The 25,191-nt window shown below is 53.3% G+C and carries 22 protein-coding genes and 1 pseudogene; 11 read left to right on the top strand and 12 right to left on the bottom strand.

Features of this window, described 5'->3' with window-relative positions:
* Position 1: 1 nt before the first annotated feature.
* Entirely contained in the window at positions 2–736 is a 735-nt protein-coding gene (gene exbB, locus HV243_RS03420) for a tol-pal system-associated acyl-CoA thioesterase (RefSeq protein ID WP_016154502.1), read from the bottom strand.
* A 250-nt stretch (positions 737–986) separates the two neighbouring features.
* On the opposite strand from exbB, the gene metC reads away from it, so the two are divergent.
* Positions 987–2,174 carry a cystathionine beta-lyase gene (metC, locus tag HV243_RS03415; protein WP_016157474.1) on the top strand — a complete coding sequence of 396 codons (1,188 nt, stop codon included), beginning with the start codon at positions 987–989 and terminating at the stop codon, positions 2,172–2,174.
* A 131-nt stretch (positions 2,175–2,305) separates the two neighbouring features.
* Positions 2,306–2,965, top strand: coding sequence for a DedA family general envelope maintenance protein YghB (yghB, locus tag HV243_RS03410; RefSeq protein ID WP_016154504.1), 660 nt, complete (start codon positions 2,306–2,308; stop codon positions 2,963–2,965).
* A gap of 77 nt (positions 2,966–3,042) precedes the next feature.
* On the opposite strand, the gene HV243_RS03405 is transcribed toward yghB, so the two are convergent.
* Positions 3,043–3,942 carry an AraC family transcriptional regulator gene (locus HV243_RS03405; protein ID WP_139081516.1) on the bottom strand — a complete coding sequence of 300 codons (900 nt, stop codon included), beginning with the start codon at positions 3,940–3,942 and terminating at the stop codon, positions 3,043–3,045.
* Between the two features lie 193 nt (positions 3,943–4,135).
* On the opposite strand from HV243_RS03405, the gene yqhD reads away from it, so the two are divergent.
* From yqhD to HV243_RS03390, 3 genes and pseudogenes are all read left to right on the top strand, one after another.
* Positions 4,136–5,299 (top strand): alcohol dehydrogenase, encoded by a 1,164-nt coding sequence (yqhD, locus tag HV243_RS03400; protein WP_003838168.1) that lies wholly within the window; start codon positions 4,136–4,138, stop codon positions 5,297–5,299.
* A gap of 306 nt (positions 5,300–5,605) precedes the next feature.
* Positions 5,606–6,433, top strand: a complete 828-nt coding sequence (gene dkgA, locus HV243_RS03395) for a 2,5-didehydrogluconate reductase DkgA (protein ID WP_016154506.1) — start codon at positions 5,606–5,608, stop codon at positions 6,431–6,433.
* A gap of 14 nt (positions 6,434–6,447) precedes the next feature.
* Positions 6,448–6,662 (top strand): annotated as a pseudogene (locus tag HV243_RS03390) (hypothetical protein); the annotation flags it as partial.
* Positions 6,663–6,747: 85 nt separating this feature from the next.
* Here HV243_RS03390 and HV243_RS03385 read toward each other — a convergent pair.
* Positions 6,748–8,919, bottom strand: coding sequence for a YgiQ family radical SAM protein (locus tag HV243_RS03385; protein ID WP_003024532.1), 2,172 nt, complete (start codon positions 8,917–8,919; stop codon positions 6,748–6,750).
* A 199-nt stretch (positions 8,920–9,118) separates the two neighbouring features.
* Between HV243_RS03385 and HV243_RS03380 the strand changes: the two genes are divergently transcribed.
* Entirely contained in the window at positions 9,119–10,594 is a 1,476-nt protein-coding gene (locus tag HV243_RS03380; RefSeq protein WP_047414036.1) for a TrkH family potassium uptake protein, read from the top strand.
* Between the two features lie 16 nt (positions 10,595–10,610).
* Here the strand turns inward: HV243_RS03380 and ftsP are convergent, their stop codons facing one another.
* From ftsP to HV243_RS03360, 4 genes are all read right to left on the bottom strand, one after another.
* Complete coding sequence (gene ftsP / locus HV243_RS03375) at positions 10,611–12,023, bottom strand: cell division protein FtsP (RefSeq protein ID WP_016154508.1); 1,413 nt, start codon at positions 12,021–12,023, stop codon at positions 10,611–10,613.
* A gap of 71 nt (positions 12,024–12,094) precedes the next feature.
* On the bottom strand, positions 12,095–12,832 hold the full coding sequence (gene plsC, locus HV243_RS03370; protein ID WP_016154509.1) for a 1-acylglycerol-3-phosphate O-acyltransferase: 738 nt from the start codon (positions 12,830–12,832) through the stop codon (positions 12,095–12,097).
* A gap of 195 nt (positions 12,833–13,027) precedes the next feature.
* Entirely contained in the window at positions 13,028–15,286 is a 2,259-nt protein-coding gene (gene parC / locus HV243_RS03365; protein ID WP_016157479.1) for a DNA topoisomerase IV subunit A, read from the bottom strand.
* Positions 15,287–15,404: 118 nt separating this feature from the next.
* On the bottom strand, positions 15,405–15,800 hold the full coding sequence (locus tag HV243_RS03360) for a YgiW/YdeI family stress tolerance OB fold protein (RefSeq protein WP_016154511.1): 396 nt from the start codon (positions 15,798–15,800) through the stop codon (positions 15,405–15,407).
* Between the two features lie 152 nt (positions 15,801–15,952).
* Between HV243_RS03360 and qseB the strand changes: the two genes are divergently transcribed.
* From qseB to HV243_RS03340, 4 genes are all read left to right on the top strand, one after another.
* Positions 15,953–16,612, top strand: a complete 660-nt coding sequence (gene qseB, locus HV243_RS03355; RefSeq protein ID WP_047358644.1) for a quorum sensing response regulator transcription factor QseB — start codon at positions 15,953–15,955, stop codon at positions 16,610–16,612.
* The gene (gene qseC / locus HV243_RS03350; protein WP_053388755.1) at positions 16,609–17,958 is read left to right on the top strand and encodes a quorum sensing histidine kinase QseC; all 1,350 of its coding nucleotides are present in this window, start codon (positions 16,609–16,611) and stop codon (positions 17,956–17,958) included. Before qseB ends, qseC begins: the two co-directional genes overlap by 4 nt.
* Positions 17,959–18,067: 109 nt before the next feature.
* Positions 18,068–18,649: an NAD(P)H-dependent oxidoreductase gene (locus HV243_RS03345; protein WP_016154514.1), complete on the top strand. Its 582-nt coding sequence runs from the start codon at positions 18,068–18,070 to the stop codon at positions 18,647–18,649.
* A 30-nt stretch (positions 18,650–18,679) separates the two neighbouring features.
* A complete protein-coding gene (locus HV243_RS03340; protein WP_016154515.1) occupies positions 18,680–18,994 on the top strand; it encodes a putative quinol monooxygenase in 315 nt (104 codons plus the stop codon).
* A gap of 100 nt (positions 18,995–19,094) precedes the next feature.
* Here HV243_RS03340 and parE read toward each other — a convergent pair whose 3' ends face one another.
* The 5 genes from parE to nudF are packed head-to-tail and all read right to left on the bottom strand — an operon-like array spanning position 19,095 to position 23,500.
* The gene (parE, locus tag HV243_RS03335) at positions 19,095–20,987 is read right to left on the bottom strand and encodes a DNA topoisomerase IV subunit B (protein WP_046276169.1); all 1,893 of its coding nucleotides are present in this window, start codon (positions 20,985–20,987) and stop codon (positions 19,095–19,097) included.
* A 28-nt stretch (positions 20,988–21,015) separates the two neighbouring features.
* Entirely contained in the window at positions 21,016–21,597 is a 582-nt protein-coding gene (yqiA, locus tag HV243_RS03330; RefSeq protein ID WP_003024575.1) for an esterase YqiA, read from the bottom strand.
* Complete coding sequence (cpdA, locus tag HV243_RS03325; RefSeq protein ID WP_016154517.1) at positions 21,597–22,424, bottom strand: 3',5'-cyclic-AMP phosphodiesterase; 828 nt, start codon at positions 22,422–22,424, stop codon at positions 21,597–21,599. Before cpdA ends, yqiA begins: the two co-directional genes overlap by 1 nt.
* A 24-nt stretch (positions 22,425–22,448) precedes the next feature.
* Positions 22,449–22,871: a DUF1249 family protein gene (locus HV243_RS03320; protein WP_016154518.1), complete on the bottom strand. Its 423-nt coding sequence runs from the start codon at positions 22,869–22,871 to the stop codon at positions 22,449–22,451.
* Entirely contained in the window at positions 22,868–23,500 is a 633-nt protein-coding gene (nudF, locus tag HV243_RS03315; RefSeq protein WP_016154519.1) for an ADP-ribose diphosphatase, read from the bottom strand. Before nudF ends, HV243_RS03320 begins: the two co-directional genes overlap by 4 nt.
* A 199-nt stretch (positions 23,501–23,699) precedes the next feature.
* Here nudF and tolC point away from each other — a divergent pair, with 199 nt between their 5' ends.
* A complete protein-coding gene (tolC, locus tag HV243_RS03310; RefSeq protein ID WP_100250039.1) occupies positions 23,700–25,178 on the top strand; it encodes an outer membrane channel protein TolC in 1,479 nt (492 codons plus the stop codon).
* Positions 25,179–25,191 lie beyond the last annotated feature (13 nt).

Genomic DNA, 25,191 nt, shown 5'->3' with positions numbered 1-25,191 from the left:
ATTATCCTACACGTAATTTCTGCGCTGCACGTACCGGATGGGCAGAAGCGCTAGCGTTCAGGTCCAGATCGCGACTTTGCAGCAACAGTACCTGTGCCGCGACATCGCCCAGCATCGCTTTATAGCTGCCAATCTGACGTGCGAAAATGTTGTAGATAACGACCGCAGGAATTGCCGCGACCAGACCGATCGCCGTCGCTAACAGAGCTTCTGCGATACCCGGCGCAACAACGGCCAGGTTGGTCGTTTGGGTTTGTGCAATCCCGATGAAGCTATTCATGATGCCCCATACGGTACCGAACAGACCCACAAATGGAGAGATAGCCCCGATGGTGGCCAAGTAGCCGTTACCACGTCCCATATGACGACCTACCGCTGCCACACGACGCTCCAGACGGAAGCCGGTACGCTCTTTAATACCTTCGTTGTCGTCGCTGCCTTCTGACAATTCCAGTTCGTTCTGCGCTTCGTAAATCAACTGTGCGCCCAGGCTTTTGCCATCGAATCCTGCAGCAATCTCATTTGCCTGGTCTAAAGAGCGGGCGTCCGCCAGCAGTTGCTGTTCACGCTTAAGGCGGCGTTTCTGAGTAAAGAACTCAAGGCTCTTACTAAAGAAGATAGCCCAGGTGACCACTGATGCCAAAATCAGCCCAATCATCACGCACTTAACCACGATATCGGCGTGCTGATACATACCCCAGACGGAAAGATCCGTCTGCATCAAATTATTACCCACTCTGTATCTCCAGGACGCAAATCACAAAATCTGAGCGTAATGATATCAAAACGACGTCGAATTGATAGTCGTTCTCATTACTATTTACATATTGCCGCACCTTTGGTTTCTTTTCCTTGCGCTTACGCAGTAAAAAAGTCACCAGAAGCATTTTGAGATTATTTTCTACTGTATGACCGTTCTGCAGGATGCGTCATCTTTGATTCATGGTAGTTTAGACATCCAGACGTATAAAAACAGGTAAGACGACATGGCAGATAAGCAACTTGAAACCAAACTCGTTCACGCAGGACGCAGTAAAAAGTACACGCTGGGCGCGGTAAATAGCGTGATCCAGCGCGCTTCTTCGCTAGTGTTTGACACCGTAGAGGCCAAAAAGCAGGCTACGCACAACCGTGCTAACGGTGCGCTTTTCTATGGACGTCGCGGAACCCTGACGCATTTTTCCCTGCAGGAGGCAATGTGTGAACTGGAAGGCGGCGCGGGTTGCGCGTTGTTCCCCTGCGGCGCGGCGGCCGTTGCCAACACCATCCTCGCCTTTGTGGAACAAGGGGATCATGTGCTGATGACCAACACCGCCTATGAACCCAGCCAGGATTTCTGCACCAAAATTCTCGGCAAACTCGGCGTGTCCACCGGATGGTTCGATCCGCTGGTTGGTGCCGATATTGTGAAGCACATACAGCCGAACACTAAAGTCGTATTTCTGGAATCTCCCGGCTCTGTCACCATGGAAGTACATGATGTCCCTGCTATTGTTGCCGCCGTCAGAAGCGTCGCGCCGGATGCGATCATCATAATTGATAACACCTGGGCTGCCGGAGTGCTGTTCAAAGCGCTGGATTTTGGCATCGACATTTCTATTCAGGCTGGTACCAAATATCTGATTGGCCATTCCGACGCCATGGTCGGCACTGCGGTAGCTAATGCCCGTTGCTGGGATCAACTGCGCGAAAATGCCTATCTGATGGGGCAAATGCTGGACGCCGATACCGCCTATATGACCAGCCGCGGACTGCGTACGCTAAGCGTTCGCCTGCGCCAACATCATGAAAGCAGCTTAAAGGTCGCCGAGTGGCTGGCCAGCCATCCGCAGGTCGCCCGCGTGAACCACCCCGCGCTGCCCGGCAGTAAAGGCCACGAATTCTGGAAGCGTGATTTCACCGGCAGCAGCGGACTGTTCTCATTTGTATTGAATAAGAAACTAAATCATGAAGAGCTGGCCGCGTATCTCGACCACTTCAGCCTGTTCAGCATGGCCTACTCCTGGGGCGGTTTTGAGTCGCTGATTCTCGCTAATCAGCCGGAACACATTGCGGCAATCCGTCCCCAAGGCGAGGTGGACTTCAGTGGAACGCTCATCCGTTTGCATATCGGTTTAGAGAATGTTGACGATCTGATTGCTGATTTGGCCGCAGGATTTGCCCGAATCGAGTAAAATCGCCATAGATGGACATATATGCAGACACTTCTGGTGGAAAAGTCTGCAATTGTTGCGTCCGGGATCAAGGCATCCCGGACAATTCAGGAGTACAATCCACACATAAACGCTGTTCCACAGGAAAGTCCATGGTAGTCATTCAAGATATTGTCTCCGCGCTTTGGCAACACGATTTTGCCGCGTTGGCGGATCCGCACGTTGTGAGCGTGGTGTACTTCGTAATGTTCGCCACACTGTTTTTAGAAAATGGCCTGCTGCCTGCCTCCTTTTTACCCGGAGACAGCCTGTTATTGCTGGCAGGGGCGCTGATCGCTCAGGACGTGATGAGTTTTATACCTACCATAGCTATTCTGACTGCCGCAGCCAGTCTGGGCTGCTGGCTGAGCTACATTCAGGGACGCTGGCTGGGCAACACGCGGACGGTAAAAGGCTGGCTGGCGCAATTACCTGATAAATATCATCAGCGCGCTACCTGCATGTTTGACCAACACGGGCTGATGGCACTGCTGGCTGGGCGTTTCCTGGCATTCGTTCGTACCTTGCTGCCAACAATGGCGGGAATTTCGGGTCTGCCAAACCGTCGGTTCCAGTTTTTTAACTGGCTGAGCGGTCTGCTGTGGGTCACCGTCGTCACCGGCTTTGGCTATGCGCTGAGCATGATCCCGTTCGTCAAACGCCATGAAGATCAGGTGATGACCTTTTTAATGATCCTGCCGATTGCCCTGTTAACCGCGGGTCTGTTGGGAACCCTGTTTGTAGTGATTAAAAAAAAATACTGTAGCGCCTGAGTATTAACCGTAGGCCGGGGTTCCCCCGGCATTTTCGCCTGATGACGTTTCGCTTATCAGGCCAGCGCTGAGCAAGTTTAACTCCCCTGCATCATTCGAATTCTGGCCGCATCCTCCCCCGGCGTTACGCCAAAGAAACGTTTGAATTCCCGACTGAATTGCGATGCGCTCTCATAGCCGACGCGCATCGCAGCCGCACTGGCCTTCATCCCGTCGTGGATCATCATCATCCGTGCTTTATGCAGACGATAGCTCTTCAGGTATTGCAGCGGCGACGTGCTGGTCACCGCTTTAAAATTATGATGAAACGCCGACACGCTCATGTTCGCTTCTGCCGCCAGCTGTTCGACATTGAGATTTTCGGTGTATTTGGTTTCAATGCGCTTCAGCACCCGGCTTATCAAACTGAAATGCGTCTGGCGGCTAACCAGCGCCAGTAATGCGCCGCCGCGCGGCCCGGTCAGCACATGGTAGAGGATCTCGCGAATAATCTGTTTCCCCAGAATACGCGCATCCAGCGGTCGCTCCATCACATCCAGCAGGCGCTCAGCGGCGCACAGTATTTCGTCAGAAAGCGTCGCGGAGTTGATCCCGCTGGCCGCCATGGCGGGCTGGAACAGCTCATCTTCCCCAATGTCCATCAACAGCTCCTGCAATTGCAGAATATCGACATTCAGGTAGATACCGGCCAGGGGAACCTCCGGCGTTGCATACGTTTCACATTCAAAGGGTAGCGGTACGGTTAGCAACAGGTATTCGTTGGCGTCATAACGAAATACACGTTCATTGATATAACCAATTTTATGTCCCGAAAAGAGAAATATGATTCCTGGCTGATACATTACCGGTGTACGCGCTGCCGGCTCAGTGCCGTGCAGCAGGCGGACATCTGGCAGCAGTTCGCTGAGTTTATTTTCATTGTTTTTCAGCTGCTTAATTTTTTCTGTCAGCAGAAGGCAGATCTCATCACGGTTCATAGAGCACCATTTCATCATCGGTTTGCAACCCTGACATAATGCGCAGATTTATCCGTTTTCTCCAGCAGTCTGTAGAAATGGGCAAGACATCGGCAGAAATGAGCATTGAGAGCAGCGCGGCTGACGACCACAATGTTCATCATCCGGCAGACACTCTCCTGCCCTCTTTTTTACCCACATAAGGGAACGAGCAATGAACAACTTTAATCTCCATACCCCAACCCGCATTCTGTTTGGTAAAGGTGCGATTGCTGAGCTGCGCGATCAAATCCCTCAGGATGCTCGCGTATTGGTTACCTATGGCGGCGGTAGCGTGAAAAAAACCGGTGTCCTGGCACAGGTTCAGGATGCGCTGAAAGGCCTGGACGTGCTGGAGTTTGGCGGTATTGAGCCGAACCCGTCTTATGAAACGCTGATGAACGCGGTAAAAATCGTGCGTGATGAGAAAGTGACGTTCCTGCTGGCGGTAGGCGGCGGTTCGGTGCTGGATGGCACCAAATTCATCGCGGCTGCGGCACAATACGCTGACGGCATCGATCCATGGCGCATTCTGGAAACCCACGGCAACGACGTAACAAGCGCTATCCCGATGGGCTCCGTATTAACCCTGCCAGCAACCGGCTCTGAATCTAACTCCGGCGCGGTCATTTCGCGTAAAACCACCGGCGATAAGCTGGCCTTTATGACCCCATTTGTGCAGCCGGTATTCGCCGTGCTGGATCCGGTTTACACCTATACCCTGCCGCCGCGTCAGGTTGCGAACGGCGTCGTAGATGCCTTCGTACATACCGTTGAGCAGTATGTGACTTATCCGGTTGACGGGAAAATTCAGGATCGCTTTGCTGAAGGTATTCTGCTTACGCTGGTAGAAGAAGGCCCGAAAGCATTGCAGGAGCCGGAAAATTACAACGTGCGTGCGAACGTTATGTGGGCGGCAACCCAGGCGCTGAACGGTCTGATTGGCGCAGGCGTACCACAAGACTGGGCAACGCATATGCTGGGCCACGAACTGACCGCAATGCACGGTCTGGATCATGCTCAAACATTGGCTATCGTTCTGCCAGCGCTGTGGAATGAAAAACGCGATACCAAACGTGCCAAACTGCTGCAATACGCAGAGCGTATCTGGAATATCACCGAAGGTTCCGATGACCAACGCATCGACGCCGCTATTGCCGCAACCCGCGCTTTCTTTGAACAAATGGGCGTACCGACTCGTCTGTCTGACTACGGCCTGGACGGTAGCTCCATCCCGGCGCTACTGGAAAAACTGCAAGCGCACGGCGGTACGAAACTGGGCGAACATCAGGACATTACGCTCGAGGTCAGCCGTCGGATTTACGAAGCTGCCCGCTAAGGTTTTTTCACCTCCGCCTTTCATTTTTGGGTATTTATATTCTAAATAATTCGAGTTGCATAAAGGCGGCAAAGGAGAGAATCCCCAGGAACTTACATAAGTCAGTGACTGGGGGTGAAACGACAAACCTGCCGGGAGCAGATTTGAACGCTGCTTGCAGCGGACCTGAAAGGGCGAGGCTCATGGATGGGCCGCGTAATAAAGCCAACGCATATGCAGCTTGAAGTATGACGAGGATAGGCCAGACTTAAGTCACACCTAACTTACCGGGGCTTGCCTCGGTAAACTCAATTCAGGGGAGGAATTATGACCGGTCCAACCATTATTAAACTACAGGATGGTAACGTCATGCCGCAGCTGGGCCTGGGGGTCTGGAAGGCAAGTAACGAAGAGGTCATCACTGCCATTCATAAAGCGCTGGAAGTGGGGTATCGCTCAATTGATACCGCTGCGGCGTACAAAAACGAAGAAGGTGTCGGCAAAGCAATACGCGATGCGGGCGTACCGCGGGAAGAGTTATTCATCACCACCAAGCTATGGAATGATGACCAGAAACGTCCTCGGGAAGCCTTGCTCGAAAGCATGGAGAAACTCCAGCTCGATTACCTCGATCTTTATCTGATGCACTGGCCGGTTCCGGCGATCGACCACTACGTTGAAGCGTGGGAAAGCATGATCGATCTGCAAAAAGAAGGGCTGATTAAGAGCATCGGCGTGTGTAACTTTCAGATCAATCATCTCCAGCGACTGATGGATGAAACCGGCGTACCACCGGTGATTAACCAGATAGAACTTCACCCGCTTATGCAACAGCGCCAACTGCACGCCTGGAACGCAACGCATAAAATCCAGACCGAATCCTGGAGCCCGCTGGCGCAGGGCGGCAAAGACGTCTTTGATCAAAAGATCATCCGCGATCTCGCGGAGAAATATGGCAAATCACCGGCGCAGATTGTCATCCGCTGGCATCTGGATAGCGGCCTGGTGGTTATTCCGAAATCAGTCACTCCTGCGCGTATCGCAGAAAACTTTAACGTCTGGGACTTCCGCCTGGATAAAGATGAATTAGGCGAAATCGCAAAGCTCGATCAGGGCAAACGTCTGGGACCAGACCCGGACCAGTTCGGCGGTTAACCCCTTCTCTCCTGCCCGACATCTCGTCGGGCCTTTACTGATTTGAATTTCGACGTAGACCACGTGCACAGCTAATTGAGTCCCATGCGTTCTGCCCCACTGGAAGCCGATTGAATCGCAGCAGAACCAATTTTTCGAGCAGTATGAAGGATATCTGTCGTCACGCGATCGTGAACGGGCGGATGATGCAAAACTGGCCGCATTAGCGGCCAGAATTCGTGAGGCATAATTACTGAGCACTTCTGCCAGATGGCACCTTATCCGGCCGACTGTCTTTCAGGCCCGGTAAACATTTCACTCCCGGGCAAGACAGATTAGCGCCCAGCTACTTTCCCACGTTTTTTGTTCGCGGCGGGCGTCTGGCGCTGATGCGCCACAGGCGTGTGCTTGGTCAACGCCGGACGGGTATGACGGTTCTGGCGACGCGCTTCGCGCATCTCTTCCAGCGTAGGCGCCGGAACCAGACATTCGCGACGACCACCGATCAGATGCTTTTTCCCCATATCTTCCAGCGCCTGGCGGATTAACGGCCAGTTGGCTGGGTCGTGGTAACGCAGCAGCGCTTTATGCAGACGACGCTGTTTATCACCTTTCGGCACCACCACGTCTTCACTCTTGTAACCAATTTTACCCAGCGGGTTTTTCCCGGTGTAATACATGGTTGTGGAGTTCGCCAATGGTGATGGATAGAAGTTCTGCACCTGATCCAGACGGAAACGACGTTGCTTCAGCCACAGCGCCAGATTCACCATATCCTCGTCACGCGTCCCAGGATGCGCAGAAATAAAGTACGGGATCAGGTACTGCTCTTTACCGGCCTGTTTAGAGTAGGTGTCGAACAATTCCTTAAAGCGATCGTAGCTGCCCATCCCCGGCTTCATCATCTTCGACAGCGGGCCTTCTTCAGTATGCTCTGGCGCAATCTTCAGATAGCCGCCCACGTGGTGGGTAGCCAGCTCTTTGATATAGCGCGGATCTTCAACCGCGATGTCATAGCGCACACCTGAAGCGATAAGGATCTTTTTAATGCCTTTCAAATCACGCGCACGGCGATAGAGGTTAATCGTCGGCTCGTGGTTAGTATCCATATGCGGACAAATATCCGGGTAGACGCATGACAAACGACGGCAGGTTTGCTCCGCACGCGGTGACTTACAGCGCAGCATATACATGTTCGCCGTTGGGCCGCCGAGATCGGAAATCACGCCGGTAAAGCCCGGAACGGTGTCGCGAATAGCTTCGATTTCATTGATGATCGAGTCTTCAGAGCGGCTCTGGATGATGCGGCCTTCGTGCTCGGTGATCGAACAGAACGAGCAGCCGCCAAAACAGCCACGCATAATGTTGATCGAGAAACGGATCATCTCATAGGCCGGAATGCGGCTGTCGCCATACGCCGGATGCGGCACGCGCTTGTACGGCAGCGCAAAGACGCTGTCCATTTCTTCGGTAGAGAGCGGAATGGCTGGCGGGTTGATCCAGATGTAGCGATCGCCATGCTTTTGCATCAGCGCGCGCGCACAGCCTGGGTTGGTTTCGTGGTGCAGGATACGCGACGCATGTGCATACAGCACTTTATCGCCCTTCACTTTTTCGAAGGACGGCAGCAGCACGTAGGTTTTTTCCCACGGTTTCGGGCGCGGCGGCTGTACGGTTACCGCTTTCGCTTCCTGCTTTTTCGGGGCGACAGGTTTGTTGTCGGCACACGGCAGATCCTCGCCGTATGGATGCGGGATCGGGTCAATTTTGCCCGGCGTGTCGAGACGCGTGGAATCCACCCCACTCCAGCCCGGCAGCGCTTCTTTAACCATAATCGCGGTATTACGCACGTCGCGGATCTGATCGATAGTTTCACCCATCGCCAGACGATGCGCCACTTCCACCAGCGGACGTTCGCCGTTACCGAACATCAGCATGTCGGCTTTTGAATCCACCAGCACGGAGCGACGAACGGTATCAGACCAGTAGTCGTAGTGCGCGGTGCGGCGCAGGCTGGCCTCAATACCGCCGAGAATAACCGGCACATCTTTCCATGCTTCCTTACAGCGCTGGGTATAGACCAGCGTCGCGCGGTCCGGGCGTTTGCCCGCCACGTTGTCTGGCGTATAAGCATCGTCATGGCGCAATCGGCGATCGGCGGTATAACGGTTGATCATCGAATCCATGTTGCCTGCGGTTACACCAAAGAACAGGTTCGGTTTACCCAAACGCATAAAATCGTCTTTGTTGTTCCACTCCGGCTGGGCGATAATCCCAACACGAAAGCCCTGCGCTTCCAGCATACGGCCGCAAATTGCCATGCCAAAGCTGGGATGATCGACGTATGCATCGCCGGTAACCAGAATGATGTCGCAGCTATCCCAGCCAAGTTGGTCCATTTCGTCGCGTGACATCGGCAAAAATGGTGCCGGGCCAAAACAGGCAGCCCAGTACTGCGGCCAGGAGAAAAGGTCTCTGTCCGGCTGGATCAGGGATATTGCGCTCATAGTGCTTCCAAAAATGGTAAAAAAATAATCAAAGGCCGGGGATTATACGCTGTATGTCGGCAAGAAATGAAGTGGAGTCTGAGTCAGACAAGTAGAAAGTGATTTAAATTGTTAAATTTTACGACGCCCATTTTTATCATTCATAATTAACACCATGCCGGCCAGCTGAGATAACTCTTTTTCGGCGGGGGATTTTTCATTGCGACTCAACGATTCACTGCATATTTCCCAGTTACGGGTAGTTGTTCACCTGTGCGGATTTCTGGTTCTTCTCTACAGCTTCTCCATGCTGCCGCCGATGACCATTGCTCTGTTAAATAAAGAGCGGAGCTTTTTCGCTTTTTTCAGCACATTTATGACGTTCTTTACCCTCGGCGGTGGAGCGTGGCTGGCAACCAAACATGCAGGTATTCAACTACGAACCCGGGATGGCTTTGTCATTATCGTCCTGTTCTGGCTGCTGTTTTCGTTTATCAGCGCCATGCCGATGTGGATGGACGATGGCTTAAATCTCTCCTTTGCCGATGCCCTGTTCGAAGGGGTTTCCGGGATAACCACCACTGGCGCTACGGTGATTGACGACGTCAGCGCCTTGCCGAAATCGTATCTGTACTATCGGGCTCAGCTCAATTTTATTGGCGGCCTGGGGGTTATTGTCCTTGCCGTGGCGGTATTACCCCTGCTGGGTATTGGTGGTATGAAGCTGTATCAGTCTGAAATGCCAGGTCCCTTTAAAGAAGAACGCCTCACGCCAAGGCTTGCTGATACCGCACGTACGCTGTGGCTGACCTACGTCATTCTCGGCCTTATTTGTACTCTGGCCTACTGGATTGCCGGGATGTCGTTTTTCGATGCCTTATGCCACGGGCTGTCGACGGTCTCTCTCGGCGGATTTTCCACCCGTAGTGAGAGCATCGGCTTTTATAACAGCCACGCTATTGAGTTAGTCGCCGGACTGTTTTCACTGCTGTCTGCGTTTAACTTCACCCTCTGGTACGTTGCTATTGTGAAACGTACCTTTAAGCCCTTTCGTCGTAATGCCGAGCTGCGTTTCTTTCTGCTTATTGCGCTGGTTGTCACCCTGATCGCCACCTGGCAGGTCTGGCGGGCGGGTATGTACGGGATGACGGACAGCCTGGTGCATGCCTTTTTTCTGGCCAGTTCGATGCTGACAGATAATGGCCTGTCGACGGCGGATTATGCGCAGTGGCCTTCGCACACGATATTCATGCTGCTCAGCGCCAGTTTCTTCGGCGGTTGTGTCGGCTCGACCTGCGGGGGGATTAAGGTGCTGCGTTTTTTGATTATGTTCAAGCAATGCCGTCAGGAGTTACATCAGCTCGCGCATCCTCGCGCCCTGCTGAATATCAAAGTGGGCAATAACGTGGTAAGCGACCGAGTAGTGCGTTCGGTATGGAGCTTTTTCTTTCTCTACGTTTTATTTACCAGCTTTTTTATCTGGGCGCTCAATCTGATGGGCTACGATCTCTTCTCCTCTTTCGCCACCGTTGCCGCCTGCATCAATAACATGGGGCTGGGATTTGGCATCACCGCAACGACGTTTGGCACCTTAAACGAGGAGGCAAAACTTCTGATGTGCGCGGCCATGATCATGGGGCGTCTGGAGATTTACCCCATTCTGATCCTGTTCTCGCGCATGTTCTGGCGGGCGTAACGGAAACTCCGGCGCATTACGGCGCCGGGTTCACCAACATCTGTCCGATCGAGCCACGATCCGCCATTTCCAGCGTCTGACTGTTAAAGTAGAACGGGAAATGAGCCCAGGAAGGTTGTCCGTAGTAGACCAGTAATTCAACCTGGCCGTCGACCCAGACGGTATCTTTCCAGCCCCGGTCTTCCGGGAACGGCATTGCGCCATTCACATTACGGATCAGGAACGAGACGCCTTCGATATGGAAAGACTGAGGCATATCCGCTCGTACCGTCCAGCGCTCCCAGGAGCCCTGCTGAGCGGTAATATCCATGCGGTTGACGTCCCACAGCTGACCGTTGATGCCGGGATCGTCATCCAGACTGATATCACGGCTGCGAATCGGTGAACCACTGAGGATTTCCGTTGGCAGCAGGCGCATTGGCAGACTGTCGGTCACCAGCGGCAGGAGACCGGTCGGGCGCAGCGTCAATACCAGCGTGGAGATGAGAATACTGGAAGGCTCAAAGAATCCGCGGATCCTGTCGACAATGCTGGCCGCCTCACCACAGGTGATAGAGACCTCATTTCCGTTAGTCATATCCACCAGGATCTCACGGCGCTCGCCAGGCGCCAGCGAGAGCTGCTTCACCGAAACGGGCGCAGGTAAAAAGCCCTGATCGCTGGAAATCACATGCAGCGCGCGGCCATCGCTCATTTGCAACTGGTAACGACGCGAGTTTGAAGCGTTCAGCAAACGCAAACGCACCCAGCCGCGAGAGACTTCGACATACGGGCTTTGCGCCCCGTTGACCAGCAGCGTATCACCGACAAAACCACCGCTGCCGGGTTCGCTGTATTCCGGCGTACCAAAGTTGTCCAGACGCTTGTCCTGGATAATGATCGGAAAATCATCCACGCCGTAGTGGTTGGGAATAGACAGTGATTTACTCACTTCATCTTCAATCAGCCACATTCCGGCAAGACCGTTATAAACCTGCTGGGCAGTACGATTTGGCGTATTGGCGTGATACCACAGCGTAGCGGCATTCTGACGAATCGGCAGCACTGGTGCCCAGTCTGCATTAGGGGACATCATGCGCGCCGGGCCGCCCATCAGCGGGCCTGGCACCTGTAATCCAGCGACAGTCATCGAGACATTTTCAGTCAGACGGTTGCTGTAGATAAGTTTGACGTCATCCCCTTTCCAGACGCGGATCGTCGGTCCCAGGTAGCGACCGTTAATCCCCCAGACAGGTGCGCGCGTGCCTTGCGTGAAGGACCAGTGGGCGCGTTGCAGCGTCATAAATAACGGCTGCCCCCGACGGGACTCCAGCAGCGGAGGTACGGGTAACGGTTGTTGCTGACCGGCAGCATTAGCCTTCAGCGGAACAGCACCTGCACACAGTGCGATCCCCGATGCCTGAATGAACTGACGCCGACTGAATGACATATAAACTCCATGAAAAACTGGCGATTAACACGCAGGAAATCTTTTCCTGTAACAAACCCGAATTGCGCGGATTAAACCTTACCGGCGGCTTCCCGCTCAGCAACTTCTTTATCGAGTTCTGCGATTTTTTGTTCCATCAGCGTACGGCAATGCGCTGCCAGTTCACGAACCTGATCTTTCCCAAAATGGCTAATATCTACCGGCGGCAACATCTCTACAATCGCCAGACCATTATTGAGTCGGTTGAGTTTTATCTTGTTCGAGGTAGTTGAAACGCACACCGGAATAACCGGGACACCCGCTGCAATCGCCGCATGAAACGCGCCGGTTTTAAACGGCAGCAGACCGCGACCACGGCTGCGCGTTCCTTCCGGGAACATCCAGATAGAAATACGACGTTTTTTGAAATGATTCACCACCGCCGCAATGGTGCTGTGCGCTTTGGTACGGTTGTTTCTGTCAATCAGCAGGTTGCCGGTTAACCAGTACAGCAGCCCGAAGAATGGGATCCACAACAGGCTTTTTTTGCCTACTGTCACCGTCGGCGGCTGAACGATATTCGCAGCGGTAACCATGTCATAGTTGTTCTGATGATTACAAATATAGATAGCATTACCATAGTTCTGCGCGTCTGCCGGCATGCGGCACTCAACCTTCAGGCCATAAAGGGGAGCCAGGCGGCCAAACATATGACCGAACGTTGCGACGTGTTTTGGATTTCGTGGGCTGAACAGACAGTATATGCAACCGAAAATACAGACCAGAACGCAGTAAATAACAGTAATGATTAAACGAAAAATATATAGCATAACAACCTCTGAGGCCTAAGAGCCTGGCATTTTACGTCACCTGATTCATCACGCAGTATCAGGTTAGGGCTTTGTTAAGGGCGGCTCTCTGGAAAAGCGTATTGTTAATCGCAACGCACGAATAAACAACGGTTTCACGGGAATTTTTAACGTTGGCTCTCCCCGGGCTAAAACAGGGAGAGCCGGACGGTAGCGTTATTCTTCGCTGTCGCCGTGACTGGCGCGTCGAGGCGAGTCAATGTCAATGCGATCGATACGCTGCAGACCACGCATTAGCGTACCGCGACGGCCACGCTCGCCGGTCACTTTCTGCAACTCTTCAGGACGCAGTTTAATTTTGCGCTTACCGACGTGGATAGTCAGCGTGCTTTGTGGCGGCAACACGTAGAGCTGCGCCAGGCCATCTTCACCTTTCGCCGCTTCAGCTGAAGGGATATTGATAATCTTGTTCCCTTTGCCTTTTGACAATTGCGGCAAATCGCTTACCGGGAACATCAACATGCGACCGGCCTGGGTGATTGCCAGCAGCATATCGGTTTCATCTTCAATCACAACCGGCGGCATAACGCGCGAATTTTCTGGCAGCGTAATCAATGCCTTACCAGCACGGTTACGAGCTACCAGGTCGTTGAAGGTGCAGACAAAACCGTAACCCGCATCGGATGCCATCAGCAGTTTCTGATCGTCGCCTTCCATCAGCATGTGCTCAACCGTCGCGCCCGGCGGCAGCGTGAGCTTCCCGGTCAGCGGTTCACCCTGTCCACGCGCCGACGGCAGCGTAATCGGGTCGATGGCGTAGCTGCGTCCGGTCGAGTCCACGAACACCACTGGCTGGTTGCTCTTACCCTTCACCGCAGACTTAAAGCTATCGCCCGCTTTATAGCTTAATCCCGGCGCATCAATGTCGTGGCCTTTCGCGCTACGCACCCAACCACTCTGGGACAGCACAATGGTCACTGGCTCTGACGGCAGCATGTCGTGCTCGCTCATCGCCTTCGCTTCTTCACGTTCCTGCAGCGGAGAGCGGCGTTCGTCGCCATAGGCCTCGGCATCAGCCTGCAGCTCTTTCTTCAGCAGGTTACTCATTTTACGCTCAGAAGCCAGAATGCCTTGCAGCTGATCGCGCTCTTTCGCCAGCTCATCCTGCTCGCCGCGGATTTTCATCTCTTCGAGTTTGGCAAGGTGGCGCAATTTCAGCTCAAGAATGGCTTCAGCCTGGGTTTCAGAAATGCCAAACCGCGACATCAGCTCGGGCTTAGGTTCATCCTCATGACGAATAATTTCGATCACTTCGTCAATGTTGAGGAACGCCACCAGCAAACCTTCAAGGATATGCAGGCGTTTAAGCACTTTTTCCAGACGATAGTTCAGGCGACGACGTACGGTATCGCGGCGGAACGCCAGCCATTCGGTGAGGATCTCCAGCAGATTTTTCACCGCCGGACGACCATCAAGACCGATCATATTCAGATTGATGCGGTAGCTTTTTTCCAGATCGGTGGTGGCAAACAGGTGGTTCATCACCTGCTCCATATCCACACGATTGGAGCGCGGGACAATCACCAGACGGGTCGGGTTTTCGTGATCCGATTCGTCGCGCAGGTCGTCTACCATCGGCAGCTTTTTATTGCGCATTTGAGCGGCGATCTGCTCCAGCACTTTTGCCCCGGAAACCTGATGCGGCAGTGCGGAAATCACCACCGCGCCGTCTTCTTTCGTCCATACCGCGCGCATACGTACGGAGCCACGTCCGTTTTCGTAAATCTTACGAATCTCTGCCCGCGAGGTAATGATCTCCGCTTCGGTCGGGTAATCCGGCCCCTGCACGATGTCCAGCAACTGATCCAGCGTCGTTTTCGGCTGCTCAATCAGGGTAATCGCCGCTTTCGCCACTTCACGCAGGTTGTGTGGCGGAATGTCCGTCGCCATACCAACGGCAATACCGGTCGTGCCGTTCAACAGAATATTTGGCAGACGCGCAGGCAGCATCTTCGGTTCCTGCATGGTGCCGTCGAAGTTTGGCACCCAGTCCGACGTTCCCTGGCCGAGTTCACCCAGCAGAACTTCCGCATATTTAGACAGGCGGGATTCGGTATAACGCATCGCCGCGAAGGATTTCGGATCGTCCGGCGCCCCCCAGTTCCCCTGCCCGTCGACCAACGGATAACGGTAAGAGAACGGCTGCGCCATCAGTACCATCGCTTCATAACAAGCGCTGTCGCCGTGTGGGTGGTATTTACCCAGTACGTCACCGACGGTACGGGCGGATTTTTTAAATTTGGCGCTGGCATTCAGCCCCAGTTCGGACATCGCGTACACGATGCGACGCTGAACGGGTTTCAAACCATCGCCAATAAACGGCAACGCCCTGTCCATGATGACGTACATGGAGTAGTTCAGATAGGCGGTTTCCGTGAATTCATGCAGCGCCAGGCGCTCTGCCATATCGCTCATTAATCGTGGTTCCTCAACTTTGTACCCCTCTATTGAAGGGCAATATTGCCGCAGATACTACCCTATCTGGCGTGTTGAGTCACAAAGAAAAGGGCCACGAGTGCGGCCCTGATGGGGATTATTTGGCAACTTTGGTAATCTGTTTCACGTCGATTTCAACGGAGTTCCAGTCTTTATCCACTTCCCCCTGGATTTCAACCACATCCTGCGGTGTGACGGTTACGCCGTTCCAGCGCTTGTGGTCGATATCCACATTCACCGTGCCGGTCGCATCTTTAAACACATACAGGTCGTCGGAAATACGCTCAACGATGTTCCCGCGCAGGGTAACCCAAGTGTCATCACGCAGTGATTTGGCGCTTTCTACCGTCGCGCTGCTACCATTCGGGCCGACAAATCCGCCATTTTGGCTTTGCGTGGTGGTTGTCGGTCCAGAGAAACCGCCCTGCTGCGCTGCCAGAACAGGTGCGGAACACAGTGCCATTACAGCAACCATTGCAGCTAATTTTTTCATCGTCATGTCTCCCTTTCATTTTGGTTTACGACTATTAAATAAGTTAATCCTTAACAAGTTCTTAAGGCAAAAAAAGATACTTTTTTTGCTGTACAGAGGCTGTAGTCACAAGGTTTACTGACGCTAATGAGAGCGGCTGCAGGGAAGAACATATGCGTATTTTACTGATCGAAGATGACACGTTGATCGGCGACGGCCTGAAAACAGGTCTGAGTAAAATGGGTTTCAGCATCGACTGGTTTACCGAGGGTCGCCAGGGGAAAGAAGCGCTCTACAGCGCCCCTTATGATGCGGTGATCCTCGACCTGACGCTGCCAGGCATCGACGGACGGGAGATCTTGCGCGAATGGCGAGCCAACGGGAAGCAGGAGCCAGTGCTGATTCTGACCGCTCGCGACGCGCTGGCGGAACGCGTTGAGGGTCTGCGTCTCGGCGCGGATGACTATCTGTGCAAACCCTTTGCGCTGATCGAAGTTGCCGCCAGGCTGGAGGCGCTGGTGCGCCGTGCCAGCGGCCAGGCGAGCAACATATTGCGCCATGGCCAGGTGACGCTTGATCCCGGCGCGCTGGTTGCCACGTCGGCAGATGAGCCTTTGTCTCTCAAACCCAAAGAGTTCGCTCTACTGGAGCTGCTGATGCGCAATAAGGGTCGCGTCCTGCCCCGCAAACTGATTCAAGAAAAACTGTATACCTGGGACGAAAACGTCTCCAGCAATGCGATTGAAGTACACGTCCATCACTTACGCCGTAAGCTCGGCAGCGACTTTATCCGTACCGTGCATGGCATTGGCTACACCCTGGGTGACGCATGAAACTCACACAACGCCTCAGCCTGCGCGTCAGGCTAACGCTTATTTTTCTGATTCTGGCATCAGCAACCTGGGCCGTTTCCAGCTTTGTAGCCTGGAAGCAGACCACCGACAATGTCGATGAGCTGTTTGATACCCAACTGATGCTGTTCGCCAAGCGGCTCAGTACGCTGGATATCAGCGACGTCACCACCTCAAGCAATATGGCTCGCACGCCGAAGAAGCTCAAGCACGGCCATATTGATGACGACGCGCTGACGTTTGCCATCTTCACCATCGACGGCAAAATGGTATTGCACGATGGCGACAACGGCCAGGATATTCCCTACAGCTACACCCACGAAGGCTTTACCGATGGCCAACTCAAGGGGGACAACGACGCATGGCGTTTTCTGTGGCTGAATTCCGCTGACGGCAAATACCGCATTGTGGTAGGCCAGGAGTGGGAGTATCGAGAGGATATGGCGCTGTCGATCGTCACCGCCCAGTTAACACCGTGGTTGATTGCGCTGCCGCTGATGTTGCTAATCCTGGTGGTCATGATTAGCCGTGAACTCAGGCCGCTGAAAAAACTGGCGCAGGCTCTGCGCTGGCGCTCACCGGAATCGGAAGAGCCGCTCGATCCGAAAGGTGTGCCAAGCGAAGTACGCCCGTTGGTTGAATCGCTCAATCAATTGTTTACTCGCACCCATTCCATGATGGTTCGCGAACGGCGTTTCACTTCTGATGCTGCCCACGAGCTGCGCAGCCCGTTGACCGCGCTGAAAGTACAAACAGAAGTGGTGCAACTGTCAGACGACGACCCGCAAACGCGGGAAAAAGCGCTGGTACAGTTGCATGCGGGAATTGAACGCGCCACCCGACTGGTCGATCAGTTACTGACGCTTTCACGCCTCGACTCCCTCGACAATCTTCAGGATGTGGCGGAAATCTCGCTGGAGGAGCTTTTGCAATCCGCGGTGATGGATATCTACCATCCAGCCCAGCAGGCGCACATCGACGTGCGTTTGCAGATTAACGCGCACAACATCATGCGCACAGGACAGCCGCTGTTGCTGAGCCTGATGGTACGAAATCTGCTGGATAATGCGATCCGCTACAGCCCGCGGGGTAGCATTGTGGAAGTGACGCTCAACGCCCGTAATTTTAGCGTCAAGGATAATGGTCCTGGCGTTGCGCCAGAGGTCCTTACGCACATCGGGGAACGCTTTTATCGTCCACCGGGACAAAGCGTGACTGGCAGCGGTCTCGGCCTATCGATTGTCCGCCGTATCGCAATATTGCATGGAATGTCAGCCTCGTTTGGCAACGCTCCGCAAGGTGGCTTTGAAGCGAAGGTCAGTTGGTAATTGCGTTATTATTGCTCAAATAGCAAAAGACTTTGCACATTTTGCTAATTTCACCGCGTCGCTGGTAGGGGTAAAATCGTCTTCAAACGTATTTCCCTGAGGACACAAAATGAGCAACATTCTGATTATCAATGGTGCGAAAAAATTCGCCCACTCCAACGGTCAGTTAAACGACACCCTGACCGAGGTCGCGGATGGCCTTCTGCGCGACCTCGGGCATGATGTTAAAATCGTGCGCGCCGACAGCGACTATGACATTTCTGATGAAGTACAGAACTTCGTCTGGGCCGATGTGGTTATCTGGCAAATGCCTGGCTGGTGGATGGGTGCGCCGTGGACCGTGAAAAAATACATTGATGACGTGTTTACCGAAGGTCACGGTACGCTGTACGCCAGCGATGGTCGCACGCGTTCAGATGCGTCTAAAAAATACGGCTCCGGTGGGCTGATTCAGGGCAAAAAATACATGCTGTCACTGACCTGGAACGCACCGATGGAAGCTTTCACTGAAAAAGATCAGTTCTTCCATGGCGTTGGCGTTGATGGCGTTTATCTCCCGTTCCATAAAGCAAACCAGTTCCTGGGAATGGAAGCGCTGCCGACCTTTATCACCAATGACGTGATTAAAATGCCGGACGTCCCGCGTTATATCGCAGAATATCGCAAGCATCTGAGCGAAATTTTTGGTTAACTGGTAACCTGGAATTAGAAGGAGTTAACCATGCTTACCGTTATTGCAGAAATCCGTACACGTCCAGGTCAACATCACCGCCAGGCGGTACTGGATCAATTCGCTAAAATCGTTCCAACCGTACTGAAAGAGGAAGGCTGCCACGGCTACGCGCCGATGGTCGATCATGCAGCTGGCGTTAGTTTTCAGACCACAGCCCCGGACTCAATCGTGATGGTTGAACAGTGGGAAAGCATTGCGCATCTTGAAGCGCATTTGCAGACACCGCATATGAAAGCCTATAGCGAAGCCGTGAAAGGCGACGTGCTGGACATGAGTATTCGTATTCTGGAGTCTGGCATTTAAGATTGTCGATTTGCCGGATAACGCCATAAACAGACGTATCCGGCTTATATTGCAATCCTCAGGCCTGGTAAGCCCAGCGCCACCAGGCATTCACGGTCAATTACCCTTCGAGATCCGCCAGGTCGCCTTTCTCCTGCAACCAGTTACGGCGATCTTCAGAACGCTTCTTGGCCAGCAGCATATCCATCATTGCGTTGGTACGCTGATCGTCTTCGTCCTCAATGATGAGCTGCACCAGGCGGCGGGTATTCGGATCCAGCGTGGTTTCACGCAGCTGCATCGGGTTCATTTCACCCAGACCTTTAAAGCGCTGCACGTTCGGCTTGCCTTTCTTGCGCTTTAACTGCTCCAGCACGCCCGCTTTCTCTTCTTCCGTCAGCGCGTAATACACCTCTTTACCGAGGTCGATACGGTATAACGGCGGCAGCGCCACATAGACGTGACCGTGTTTCACCAGCGTACGGAAGTGTTTCACAAACAGCGCGCACAGCAGCGTGGCGATGTGCAAACCATCGGAATCCGCATCCGCCAGAATACAGATCTTACCGTAGCGCAGCTGGCTCAGATCATCACTGTCCGGATCGATGCCGATCGCCACCGAAATATCGTGAACTTCCTGCGAAGCCAACACTTCATCGGAAGAGACTTCCCAGGTGTTGAGGATCTTACCTTTCAGCGGCATGATCGCCTGATATTCACGATCGCGCGCCTGTTTCGCCGATCCGCCCGCCGAGTCACCTTCGACGAGAAACAGTTCGGTGCGATTAAGATCCTGTGCGGTACAGTCCGCCAGTTTCCCCGGCAACGCCGGACCGCTGGTCAACTTCTTACGCACCACTTTTTTCGCCGCACGCAGACGACGTTGGGCGCTGGAAATCGCCATCTCAGCCAGCAGTTCGGCTGATTGCACGTTCTGGTTCAGCCACAGGCTGAAAGCATCTTTCACCACGCCAGAGACGAATGCCGCGCACTGCCGCGAAGAGAGGCGCTCTTTGGTTTGTCCGGCAAACTGCGGATCCTGCATTTTTACTGACAGCACGTAAGCACAGCGATCCCAGATATCTTCCGCCGACAGCTTCACGCCGCGCGGCAGAATATTGCGGTATTCACAGAACTCGCGCATTGCATCCAGCAGACCCTGGCGCAGGCCGTTAACGTGCGTACCGCCCTGCATGGTTGGGATCAGGTTCACATAGCTTTCAGTCAGCAGCTCGCCGCCTTCCGGCAGCCAGAGCAGCGCCCAGTCCACGGTTTCTGTTTCACCGCTGAAATTACCGATAAACGGTTTTTCCGGCAGCGTCGGCAGGCCATTCACCGCTTCGCTCAGATAGTCATTCAGGCCATCCTGGTAGCACCAGCGCTGTTCACTGTTATTGACCTCATCCTTAAAGGTGATCTCAACGCCTGGGCACAGCACCGCTTTGGCTTTCAGTACGTGCGTTAAGCGCGAAACGGAAAAACGCGGGCTGTCAAAGAAGCTTTCATCCGGCCAGAAGTGCACGCTGGTTCCGGTATTGCGTTTACCGCAGGTACCGACAACCTGTAAATCCTGCACCTTATCGCCGTTCTCAAACGCGATGTTGTACACCTGCCCGTCGCGGCGCACGTTCACTTCCACACGCTTCGACAGGGCGTTGACCACGGAGATCCCTACCCCATGTAAACCACCAGAGAACTGATAGTTTTTGTTGGAGAACTTACCGCCTGCGTGCAGACGACAGAGGATCAGCTCTACCGCCGGAACGCCCTCTTCAGGGTGAATGTCTACCGGCATGCCGCGGCCATCATCAATAACTTCCAGAGACTGGTCGGCATGTAAAATCACGTCCACGCGTTTTGCGTGGCCCGCCAGTGCTTCATCCACACTGTTATCAATCACTTCCTGTCCAAGATGGTTCGGACGGGTTGTATCGGTGTACATCCCCGGGCGACGGCGTACCGGCTCAAGCCCAGTGAGTACCTCAATGGCATCAGCGTTATAAGTTTGCGTCATGGTTTAAATAAGCAATTCGAATTGATCGTCAGAAACTGTGCAGTCCAAGGAAATCGACAATCGGGTTGAAATAATCTTCGAAGCCCGTGAATGCGTGGTTTCCGCCCTCAATAACTGTCTGGCGGCAGGAGGCGTAATACGCCACCGCCTGGCGGTAGTCCAACACTTCATCGCCCGTTTGTTGAAGCAGCCAGATCAAATCCGGCGCTTCCAGCGGGTCAATCTGCATGACTTTAAGATCGTAAATATGGCGTGACTCTAGCACATATTGCTGCCCCGTGTAGGGGTTCTCGTTTTGACCGAGATAGTCGACCAGCAGTTCATAAGGTCGGACAGCAGGGTTCACCACCACCGCGGGCAGCATAAAACATTGCGACAGCCAGGTGGCGTAATAGCCTCCTAGCGAGGAACCGACAATTCCCAGCGACTCTCCGCCATGTTCAAGAATGATCGATTCCAGCATCTCTGCGGCCTGGGCCGGATACGGTGGCAACTGGGGTACGATCATCTCAACGTGCGGATGATGCTCCGCCAGCCAGTTTTTCAGCAAACATGCCTTCGCCGAACGAGGAGAACTATTAAATCCGTGAAGATAAAGAAGCGTAGACATCAGTAGCCTTCTGAAGCGGTATCAGGGTGGAACCGATTACCCTGCAGACGGCGTACCTGAGTCTGCAACGTCCCGTCAGCAAAAAGCTCCAGCGTCCGCCAGCCGGGGCTGATGGTATCTAGCGTAAAGTTTGAACAGTGTGGCTTAAACTGCACACAGGTCGACGGCGTCGCCAGCAGGCGGCGTCCGTTCCAGTCCAAATCCAGTTCCTGATGAATATGCCCGCACAACAAATACTTGGCACGAGGATAATTCACCAGCACGTTATCCAGCTCTGCGGCATTACGCAGGCTATGCTGATCGAGCCAGCTACAGCCTGCTGGCAGAGGATGATGATGCAGAAGCAGCAAAGTATTGCGCTCAGGCGCATCGGCAAGTTTACGTTCCAGCCATTCGAGCTGAAATTCGCTTAATTCACCGTGGGGAACGCCGAACACCTGGCTGTCCAACAACAGGATTTGCCACTGTTCACCAATAAAGACGCGTTTAGCGGGTGAGATCCCCGCGTCCTGTAGCGCGCTGTACATTGCCGGCTGAAAATCGTGATTGCCCGGTAGCCAAACGCAGGGCGCACGAAAGCTTGCGATGCCCTCAGCAAAATGCTGATAGGCCGCAGCGGATTGATCCTGCGCCAAATCACCAGTCGCGACGATCAGATCGTATTCAGGCGACTCTGCATGTATTGCATCCAGTACGGATTGATAGCTGTCCCAGGTGTTTACACCCAGCAGCGTTTCATGCTTTTCGGCAAACAGGTGAGTGTCTGTAATTTGTAAGATCCTGACTCTGGCCTCACCAGCCAAAGGAAGGGTTAACAGGCTTTCCAAATGGTGTCCTTAGGTTTCACGACGCTAATAAACCGGAATCGCCATCGCTCCATGTGCTAAACAGTACCGTAACCAGTCGGCCAGAAACTGATTAATTTGATGCTTTTCGTCGCGTTGATGCAACTTTTTATTTGGATAATCATACCGCGCTTTGAAGCGAAAGATCTGCTGACTCGAACACACTTCGGCCACCCTCGCGTCATGATACAGGCGGACTGTCAATGACGGCAGGCTCCAGTAAGTGACCGCGGGTGCCGTTTGTTCGATCGCGACAAGCGTAGTGTATCGGGTCGATTCAACGATCGTTAACCGATATTGTGCGTTTGCGACCTGATAGCTCACTGTTTCATCGGCTGCGTCATTACGCGGCAGCAGACGGCGCAATTGCGAATAGTTGGTTTCGCACAGGCGCATCATTTCAGGGAAGTCAGGTGTGTAACGCTTCATTTTTTCCACTCAGTTTTTAACTCTTGATAGTGCAGCTGTAACCATTGCAAGGCGATAACAGAAGCCGCGTTGTCGATTTTCCCCTCTTCAACCCATTGATAAGCCTGCTCCCGGCTCACCACATGAACACGAATATCTTCGTTTTCATCAGCCAGACCGTGGATCCCGCTCGCGGTCGTGGCGTCCACTTCGCCAACTAAAATAGACAGGCGCTCACTGGTGCCGCCAGGGCTTGCCAGATAGCTCAGAACGGGCTTGGTACGTTTAACTTCCAGCCCGGCCTCTTCCATCGCTTCACGACGAGCCACATCCTCAACGGTTTCGCCCTCTTCAATCATTCCGGCCACCATTTCCAGGAGCCAAGGGCTTTCGCTGGTATCAAACGCTGCGATACGGATCTGCTCGACCAAAACAACTTCGTCCCGCTCAGGGTCAAAGGGTAGCAAGACTGCCGCGTGTCCGCGCTCAAAAATTTCGCGCTTTACCTCACCGCTCATACCGCCGTTAAACAGGCGATGGCGGAACCGATAAAGATCCAGTGAAAAAAAACCGCGGTATAGCGTTTCTCGTGCAATAATTTCTACATCATTTTTAGTGAAAGTCATTGGCAAGTTGTCTGGTTTACGCATTGTGCTGTCCTGAAACCAATAGTGATTAAAATGTGAATTTCAAGGTCGTTTGACTGATGTTTGAACGCCCTTGTGTTAAATTGATGCAAATTAACGCCGTATGGCACGTAACGCCAACTTTTTGAAGTGGCGGATTCTGCTAGAATCAGCAAATATTTTTACAATTTGATCAGCGCTAAATACTGCTTCACAACAAGGAATGCAAATGAAGAAATTGCTCCCCATCCTTATCGGCCTGAGCCTGTCGGGGTTCACTACTTTGAGCCAGGCAGAAAACCTGATGCAGGTTTATCAGCAAGCACGCCTGAGCAACCCGGAATTGCGTAAATCCGCCGCCGATCGCGATGCTGCATTCGAAAAAATTAACGAAGCGCGTAGCCCATTACTGCCGCAACTAGGTTTAGGTGCCGATTACACCTACAGCAATGGCTACCGTGATGCAAATGGCGTCAACTCCAACGCAACCAGCGCGTCATTACAATTGACTCAGACGCTGTTCGACATGTCTAAATGGCGTGCCCTGACGCTGCAAGAAAAATCAGCAGGCATCCAGGACGTAACGTATCAGACCGATCAGCAAACGCTGATCCTGAATACCGCTACCGCTTATTTTAACGTACTGAACGCGATTGACGTGCTGTCTTACACTCAGGCACAGAAAGATGCGGTCTATCGTCAGTTAGATCAGACCACACAGCGTTTTAACGTGGGCCTGGTCGCCATCACTGACGTACAGAACGCCCGTTCACAATACGATACCGTACTGGCGAACGAAGTTACCGCGCGTAACAATCTCGACAACGCGGTAGAACAGCTGCGCCAGGTGACCGGTAACTACTACCCGGAACTGGCTTCGCTGAACGTTGATGGCTTTAAAACCAACAAACCGCAGGCGGTGAACGCGCTGCTGAAAGAAGCAGAAAACCGCAACCTCTCATTATTGCAGGCGCGTTTGAGCCAGGATCTGGCGCGTGAACAGATTCGTCTGGCGCAGGATGGTCACTTACCGACGCTGGGTTTGACCGCCTCTACCGGCGTTTCTGACACCTCCTACAACGGGTCGAAAACCAACACCTCCCAGTATGACGACAGCAACATGGGCCAGAACAAAATTGGTCTGAACTTCTCGCTGCCGCTGTACCAGGGCGGGATGGTTAACTCGCAGGTGAAACAAGCGCAGTACAACTTTGTTGGTGCGAGCGAACAACTGGAAAGCGCGCACCGCAGCGTGGTGCAAACCGTGCGTTCTTCGTTCAACAACATTAATGCTTCTATCAGTAGCATTAACGCGTACAAACAAGCGGTTGTCTCTGCCCAAAGCTCTTTAGATGCGATGGAAGCAGGCTATTCCGTAGGTACCCGTACCATCGTGGATGTGTTGGATGCCACCACCACGCTGTACAACGCCAAGCAGCAACTGGCGAATGCGCGTTATACCTATCTTATCAACCAGCTTAACGTCAAATCTGCGCTCGGTACGCTGAACGAGCAGGATCTGGTGGCGCTGAACAATACGCTGGGTAAACCGATCCCGACTTCTCCGGATAACGTAGCGCCGCAAAATCCGCAGCAAGATGCCGCGGTGAATGACTTTAACAGCAACGGCAATATGCCTGCGGCTCAACCAACGGCTGCACGTTCAACCAGCAGCAACGGTAACAACCCGTTCCGTAACTGATGCTGATGACGGG

Source organism: Citrobacter sp. RHBSTW-00599 (assembly GCF_013784065.1).
Taxonomy (GTDB): Bacteria; Pseudomonadota; Gammaproteobacteria; order Enterobacterales; family Enterobacteriaceae; genus Citrobacter; species Citrobacter braakii.
Note: the sequence above shows the minus strand (reverse complement) of the source record. Positions and strands in the feature narration are given on the sequence as shown.